Source organism: Shigella sp. FC1967 (assembly GCF_001743005.1).
Lineage (GTDB): Bacteria > Pseudomonadota > Gammaproteobacteria > Enterobacterales > Enterobacteriaceae > Proteus.
The window spans coordinates 1-446 of record NZ_MIIZ01001251.1 but is presented as its reverse complement, the minus strand read 5'-3'; the positions used below and the strand labels follow the sequence as shown (position 1 = coordinate 446).

The following is a 446-nucleotide window of genomic DNA, read 5'->3' as shown; positions in this document are numbered from 1 at the left end:
TAATTCTAACAGTTCTTCATCATCTACCATGTCACATTTGTTCAGGAATACGATGATGTAAGGAACACCAACCTGACGACCTAACAGGATGTGCTCACGAGTTTGTGGCATTGGACCATCAGTTGCTGCTACTACCAGAATAGCGCCGTCCATTTGCGCAGCACCCGTGATCATGTTTTTAACATAGTCGGCGTGGCCTGGGCAGTCTACGTGTGCGTAGTGGCGAGTTGGAGTATCGTATTCTACGTGTGAAGTAGAAATGGTGATACCACGCGCTTTTTCTTCTGGCGCATTATCGATTTGATCGAATGCACGAGCAGCACCACCGTAAGTTTTAGCTAAAACTGTAGTGATTGCAGCAGTCAGAGTTGTTTTACCGTGGTCAACGTGGCCGATAGTACCAACGTTAACGTGCGGTTTTGAACGTTCAAATTTTTCTTTAGACA

The 446-nt window shown here is 45.7% G+C and carries 1 protein-coding gene; it reads right to left on the bottom strand.

What is annotated here, in order from left to right:
- The coding region (locus tag BHE89_RS20760) for a GTP-binding protein (protein ID WP_128860755.1) at positions 1–446 on the bottom strand (446 nt) is incomplete at both ends.